The sequence below is a fragment of the Pseudomonas sp. MD195_PC81_125 genome (assembly GCF_014060985.1).
Taxonomy (GTDB): Bacteria; Pseudomonadota; Gammaproteobacteria; order Pseudomonadales; family Pseudomonadaceae; genus Aquipseudomonas; species Aquipseudomonas parakoreensis.
On record NZ_JABULD010000728.1, the window covers coordinates 1 to 6,236 of the forward strand.

Sequence of the window (6,236 nt, forward strand, 5' to 3'; positions counted from 1 at the left end):
ATCCCATCCTGGTTGGGGATGGGAAATGGCAGCGACCATGACAGCCAATGCTTCGTGATTAAGCGGCTTCGTCCCAATTACAGATTTATATCGTGCAAGGACTGCATTCCAGCTAGGACCTACCGAACGTTGAGTCGCGTCATGACACCCTGCGCAACGCTGTTGGACCACAATTGCGCCTGCGCCGACCAATGCAGTGGTCAACTCGACCTTATCTGTTGAGTCCACTCGCGACGGGAGAGCATCTCCTCGTCGGGTGATATCCGAGGCGCCGTGGGTGCCGATGACCTTCCAAGATATCAACGTGCCGAGCGCCAATACACCAATCAACATAGCCAATGCAGTTCGGGAAATCCCATGGGCCGATGTGTCGCGAACAGGATCACTCATGGTGTCTCCTTGCCATTGAAGAACATCAGATAATCGATGATTGGTTGTACGGCTTCGTCGGGGATGGGCGCTCCATATTCGTCGCGCATTTTGGCGACCTCAGCCGCCCAGGTTTTACGCGGAAATGCAGGTTGGTTGGTAACGTAACGAGGAGAATGGCAGATCACGCATTGTGCCAGAAATTCGCTGCGCCCCGGACCGTCCGGCAAGTAGGGCTCGTCGTGGGGAACAGTGATTGAGTGCACGGGAGCACCAAAATCGACCTTCGGTTCCTCGGCCGCAAAGGCGCTTGGTATCCAAATAGGTAGGCTACACATCAAGGCAAAAAAGAGCATTCTAGGCTGGAGAAATGTCGTCATCTCACACCACCATTCCAGTGGTTTGTTCGATAACCCGGCGCGCATAGCCTCCCCGATTCCACTGGGTGGTCAGTTGACCTTGCCCGGCGCGGTTGGTGGCGCGGACCTTGAACGTGTATCGGCCTTTGTCAAGGGGGGTCCATACGAAGCGCCACCGACGCCAAGAGAACCGGCCGATCTCGGGGTCGAGCGTCGCATCTGCCCAAGTACGCCCGCCGTCAACTGAAACCTCAACCCGAGCGATACCATCGCCGCCATCATTGGCTAAGCCCTCTAGCATGTATGGATGATTTACAAGCAATAGTTCTTCGGGTTCTGGACGTACGAATACGGAGTGAGTGACAAAGCGGTTGATGGGTACCGTTTTCTTGGAGAGGTTTCCTGGCTCCTCGTTGATCTCTGGATTATCAGGAATTCGGTAGGCTTGGTTCATCCAAATATTGCTTAAAGGTTTATCTAGCACCTCAATGTGAGCCAATGATTTAATCCAGTAAGTCGCGTACCAACCGGGTACCACTAAGCGCAATGGAAAGCCATTGAGCATCGGCAGTGGTGCGCCATTCATTGCGTATGCAACCATCACATCACCATCATTGGCATGGTCAAACTTCAATGACTTCACGATCTTTGGCAAGCCTGGCATTGGCGACTCATCCAGCCCAGAAATTGCCACCTCGACTGCTCCTGCTTTAACACCTGCACGATCAAGGAGGTCCTTGAGGCGAACGCCTGTCCACTGTGCATTTCCCATCGCGCCAAATTGCCATTGCCCACCAGGAGGTTTAGGACCAAACAAGCTTCTGGCATTGCCTGAACATTGGTTCATGGCCACCAGTGTCACGGGCTCGAACTCGTTGACCAAGGCATCAAGAGAAAAAGACTGAGGATTGGCAACCTGGCCATCGAGACGCAGTCGAAAGGTTCGCGTATCGACCTGAGTTGGATACCCCGACAGATGCCACCGAACAAAATAGGCTTCGTTAGGCGTCAGGTCCTGGCGAAAATAATGCAGCGGCGTTTCCAACTGCGGCGGACGATCAGTAATCAGAATCAGTCCCGTTTTCTCTGGAAAACGTACAAGGCGTCGTTCGGACTCTGCGGATTCGATCCTATCTAGTTGCGCCAAGTCCGTTCCAGAAAGGGCTTGGCGCGGAAGCAGGCTAGCGAGACCAGCGCTAGTGGCCAACCCGAGTAAACGACGGCGATTCATCATCCAGAACTCATCACTTCCATTCATTATTATTCACCAGGTCGTGGAGTATCAGCAGGCCCTCGAGAAGGCCTGCGTTGTTTCGATCAGTCAGCCTTGAGCGTCGATACCACCTTGTTGCTGGCGAGATCGACGGTGGAGATGCTCAGGTCCTCGTTGAGGACATAAGCCTTCGACTTGTCTTTGGTGAAGACAATGGCCTGGCGGGGTGCCTTCAAACCGGTCACAGTGGTCGTCACTTTCAGCGTTTTGGTGTCTATCACTGACAGGGTGTTGTCACCCAGGTTACCCGAGTAGACGTGCAGTCCGTCTGGAGTCAGGGCTGCACCGTAGGGGTCTTTGCCCACCATAACGGTGGTTGTGATAGCGCGTTTTTGAGTGTCGACAACTGCGATGCTGTTACTGCCGCTGTTAGCCGCGTACAGCGTATTGCCGTCGGCCGATATGGAGATGGCGCGCAACTTGTTGAAGCCAGTGATCTCACCTTCGATCTTATTGGTCTTGCTGTCGACCAGGGTGATTTTGTCGCCAAGAAAGTTGGTGACATAGACGGTTTTGCCGTCAGGGCTTACTCGGATGCCTTGGCGCGGTTGGGAGAAGCCAGGTACCACAGCTACTGGTCGTTGGTGATCAAGGTCAATAACCGACAAGGTGCTGGCGGCCTCGTTGTTGACGTAGAGCAGGCTCCCATCCTTGCTGAGCGTGGTACCAAAAGCACCTGCACCTAACGGAAGATCTGCGATGACTTTTAATGTTTTGGTGTCGATCTTACGAACGACCCCTAAGCTGCTGTCGGAAAGGTAGAACACATCGCCGTTTGGAGAAAAGACAATGTTGCGTGGCGTGATATAGCCGGTGAGAACCTGACGAACCTTGCCGGTTTTCAAGTCGTAGACCACCACGTCAGGACGCTGACTGTAGGAGACTACGGCTGTCGATTCGTCAGGGCTGACAGCCAGTGAGTTGTTATGAATATCACCATCGAAGGTCCAGCGATCTTCCGCTGCCGACGCACTCATTGATGCGGCGAGCGCGATACCCAACGCCAGTGCAGTCACTGTTTTCTTGATCACATTCATCAGAGGTTCCTCACAAGGGGCAGCCAGGCGTGAGATTGCGCCTTGGCAAATGCAGCTCGCTGATTGCTGCTAGACAATGAGTTGACCTTAAGCGCTTGGGATAAATTCCGAAAACAAGTTGTTGTGGTAGTAGTTACCTACTTTTCAAATAGATTTCGTTAGCTTTGGCTCGCAAACTGAGTGCAACTTTGCCAGAACCGTTCAAGTCCGGACGAGATGAATTTTTCCCGGTGGCGGATCAGAAAAAAGCGCCGGCTCAGCCCAGGCAACGCATGCGGCAGTTCAATCAGGTCTTGAGAAGTCAGCAGATCCCGAACGACCCAGCTCGACAGGCAACTGATGCCGATGCCTTGTGCAAGGACGTGTTTGATGGCTTCTGAGCTGCCGATCTGGCGGGTTTCAGCGAGGTCGTGCAGGTGACGCAACAGCAACTGTTCGACTTCCTCCCGAGTGCCCGAGCCAGGTTCGCGGAGAAGCCACTCAGCAGTACGCAGGTCATCAAGGGTGACCTGCGACTTGAGTGCTAAAGGGTGACGTTGGCCCGCTACAATGAGCAGTTCATCTACAAGCCAAGGTTCGGCACTCAGTTCGGGCAAGTGGCACGGTCCCTCAATCAGTCCCATATCAATCTCGAAATCTGCGACCTTCCGGGCGATAGCCATGCTGTTGGCCATATCAACATCGACCCGCAGGTGCGGAGCCGATTGGCGTAACTCGCCAAGTATCAATGGCAAAACATAGTTGCCTATAGTGGTACTACAGCCTACCCGCAAGCGAGTCTTCAGCTCTGCATGCCCTGGAAGGAAGCTGTTTTCTATCTGCAACGCGTTCTCAAGCATGCTTCTGGCCTGGGGCAGTAATGCTTGGCCGTTATTGTTTAACACCAAGCGTTTGCCTACGCGATCGAAAAGCCGGGTATCCAAGGCGCTTTCCAACTCGTTGAGTGCGGCGCTGGTGGCCGATTGCGAAAGTGACACAGCGATGGCCGCGCTGGTGGTGCTGCCCTGTTGCGCAATGGCGCAGAAGATCTGCAATTGACGTAGGCTTAACTTCAATTTTCTACCTCTTTAACAGGTAACGTAAACCTATACTATCCGTTTAGCCGCTAACCTCATCAAGCTATACTTCAGGCAAGTCACATTGAATGAACACTGAAGCGGGAGCGCGAAAATGAGTGATACACGACTCGCAGCGATTATGGGCGGCAGCCATCCACTGGCAGCATTGTCCAATCCACGAGAAGCGATCCGGCAGTTCACACCTAACTGGTTCGCCGCCACGATGGGCACCGGGATTCTGGCTCTGGCTTTGGGCCAACTGCCATTTGCCGCGCAGTGGCCCAAAGTGTTAGGTGAAGCCTTGTGGTTTTTCAATATCGCGTTGTTTTGCCTCTTTACGGTGTTGTACGCAAGCCGCTGGGCCCTGTTCTTTAATGAAGCCAAACAGATCTTCGGTCACTCCACCGTGTCGATGTTTTTTGGAACCATCCCCATGGGGCTGGCGACAATCATCAACGGATTTCTCCTTTATGGCTTGCCACGCTGGGGGGATGGGGTTGTCGCTTTAGCTGAAGTCCTGTGGTGGATCGATGTCGCCATGGCGTTGGCGTGCGGGGTTCTGATCCCGTTCATGATGTTTACCCGCCAGCAGCACAGTATCGACCAGATGACAGCAGTATGGCTGCTACCTGTGGTTGCGGCCGAGGTAGCCGCCGCCAGTGGTGGGCTACTGGCGCCGCACCTTGCTGATGCGAGTGCACAGTTCACCCTGTTGATCACCAGCTACGTGCTATGGGCATACTCAGTGCCCGTTGCCTTGAGTATTCTGGTGATTCTGCTGCTGCGCATGGCATTGCATAAATTGCCTCATGAGAGCATGGCGGCATCGAGCTGGCTTTCATTAGGGCCCATTGGTACTGGTGCGTTGGGGATGCTGGTACTCGGCAGCGACGCTCCGGCGATCTTCGCCGCTCATGGAATGGCCGGCATCGGAGGCGTTGCCGAGGGCATTGGCTTGATCGGTGGTGTGCTGTTTTGGGGGCTTGGATTGTGGTGGATGGTTTTGGCGCTGCTGATTACCGGTCGCTACTTCAGGGAGGGTATTCCTTTCAACCTCGGCTGGTGGGGTTTCACCTTTCCGCTAGGCGTGTATGCGGTGACTACCCTTAAATTGGGCTCCATGTTGCACCTCGCGTTCTTCAATTTTGTGGGCGTGGTACTGGTATTGCTGCTTGCGATCATGTGGATCATCGTCGCGGCCAAAACTTTGGTAGGCGCGTATCGCGGCAACTTGTTCATCTCGCCCTGCATCGCCTCGCTGAACAAGATGAGCAAACCCTGAACCTTTGGCTACTCAATCGACTGTTTGGCGTCACGCAGCGTGGATAGGATGCGTTGCCGAACACTCGGGTGAGTGCAAACAGAAAGCGGGCTGGGGTGTGGCATCTCGAGCAATGAGATATCGGGAAAGGCGTGTCGAACCCGCAGCATCGCCTGCTGAGCGACACGTCCGGCAAATACGACAGTCGCGAGATCAGGAAAATGCGGAAGCAGCGTGATTAGCTTCTCAATTCCCTCCTCAATTTGCGCCCTGCGGAGCGACGCCTTGGGCTTTTCAAGATCGGGCAGCCAAGGATATAGATTCCAGATAACGGTCTCTCGGCGTTCCAACCCAACCTGTTCCATGAAACTTTTGAGGTTGCGTTGTGCAGGCCCCGGATTGTCTCGTGAGACATACCGTGCACGACTGACCGTTCGCGCGGGTGACTCTAGCAATATCAATATTTTGGCGTAGACGCCGCCATCCAACGGATCGAAATACGGCAAGGTTTTGTCGCCCGTGGACTGGGAAATCACCCAGCGCGTCAGTTGCGCAACGTTCGGCATCAGCAGAAAAATTTCTCGCGCTTCAAGCGAAATCCCGAGGGGGGCGGTGCTTGGTGAGTCGACACTGACAAGACGCTTCCTCTATTGATACGAAATTGCCATTAGGAGGCCACGATATGTTCGATCTTCAAGCTCTTGACCTCGCGCGAATGCAGTTCGCTTTCACCGTTTCATTCCACATCCTGTTCCCGGCAGTTACCGTCGGGCTGGCTGCTTATCTAGCAGTGTTGGAAGGTCTTTGGTTGAGGACGCATGACAATACCTATCGGACCTTATACCACTTTTGGATCAAAAATCTTCGCAGTCAACTTCG

7 protein-coding genes and 1 pseudogene are annotated in these 6,236 nt (G+C 54.0%); 2 read left to right on the plus strand and 6 right to left on the minus strand.

The features are described from left to right. The 5 genes from HT737_RS31415 to HT737_RS28560 all read right to left on the minus strand — a co-directional run. A partial coding sequence (locus tag HT737_RS31415) for a hypothetical protein (protein ID WP_220459551.1) occupies nt 1-390 on the minus strand: 390 nt, incomplete at its 3' end. Next, nucleotides 387-749 carry a hypothetical protein gene (locus HT737_RS28545; RefSeq protein WP_224265906.1) on the minus strand — a complete coding sequence of 121 codons (363 nt, stop codon included), beginning with the start codon at nt 747-749 and terminating at the stop codon, nt 387-389. The genes HT737_RS28545 and HT737_RS31415, both read right to left, overlap by 4 nt. A gap of 1 nt (nt 750) precedes the next feature. Next, the gene (locus tag HT737_RS28550; protein WP_103388956.1) at nt 751-1,986 is read right to left on the minus strand and encodes a molybdopterin-dependent oxidoreductase; all 1,236 of its coding nucleotides are present in this window, start codon (nt 1,984-1,986) and stop codon (nt 751-753) included. Nucleotides 1,987-2,045: 59 nt separating this feature from the next. Further along, entirely contained in the window at nt 2,046-3,038 is a 993-nt protein-coding gene (locus HT737_RS28555; RefSeq protein ID WP_012723159.1) for a beta-propeller fold lactonase family protein, read from the minus strand. Nucleotides 3,039-3,196: 158 nt separating this feature from the next. After that, complete coding sequence (locus tag HT737_RS28560; protein WP_058417011.1) at nt 3,197-4,093, minus strand: LysR family transcriptional regulator; 897 nt, start codon at nt 4,091-4,093, stop codon at nt 3,197-3,199. A 115-nt stretch (nt 4,094-4,208) separates the two neighbouring features. Here HT737_RS28560 and HT737_RS28565 point away from each other — a divergent pair, with 115 nt between their 5' ends. Further along, the gene (locus HT737_RS28565; protein WP_012723161.1) at nt 4,209-5,378 is read left to right on the plus strand and encodes a TDT family transporter; all 1,170 of its coding nucleotides are present in this window, start codon (nt 4,209-4,211) and stop codon (nt 5,376-5,378) included. A gap of 8 nt (nt 5,379-5,386) precedes the next feature. Here the strand turns inward: HT737_RS28565 and HT737_RS28570 are convergent, their stop codons facing one another. Next, nucleotides 5,387-5,923 (minus strand): uracil-DNA glycosylase, encoded by a 537-nt coding sequence (locus HT737_RS28570; protein WP_046722349.1) that lies wholly within the window; start codon nt 5,921-5,923, stop codon nt 5,387-5,389. A 116-nt stretch (nt 5,924-6,039) separates the two neighbouring features. Here HT737_RS28570 and HT737_RS28575 point away from each other — a divergent pair. Next, nucleotides 6,040-6,236, plus strand: a pseudogene (locus tag HT737_RS28575) (cytochrome ubiquinol oxidase subunit I); the annotation flags it as partial.

Excerpts from the sequence above, each read along its gene's own strand:
- HT737_RS28545 (WP_224265906.1), bottom strand. The coding sequence starts at position 749 with ATGACGACATTTCTCCAGCCTAGAATGCTCTTTTTTGCCTTGATGTGT.
- HT737_RS28550 (WP_103388956.1), bottom strand. The coding sequence starts at position 1,986 with ATGAATGGAAGTGATGAGTTCTGGATGATGAATCGCCGTCGTTTACTC.
- HT737_RS28555 (WP_012723159.1), bottom strand. The coding sequence starts at position 3,038 with ATGAATGTGATCAAGAAAACAGTGACTGCACTGGCGTTGGGTATCGCG.
- HT737_RS28565 (WP_012723161.1), top strand. The coding sequence starts at position 4,209 with ATGAGTGATACACGACTCGCAGCGATTATGGGCGGCAGCCATCCACTG.
- HT737_RS28570 (WP_046722349.1), bottom strand. The coding sequence starts at position 5,923 with ATGCCGAACGTTGCGCAACTGACGCGCTGGGTGATTTCCCAGTCCACG.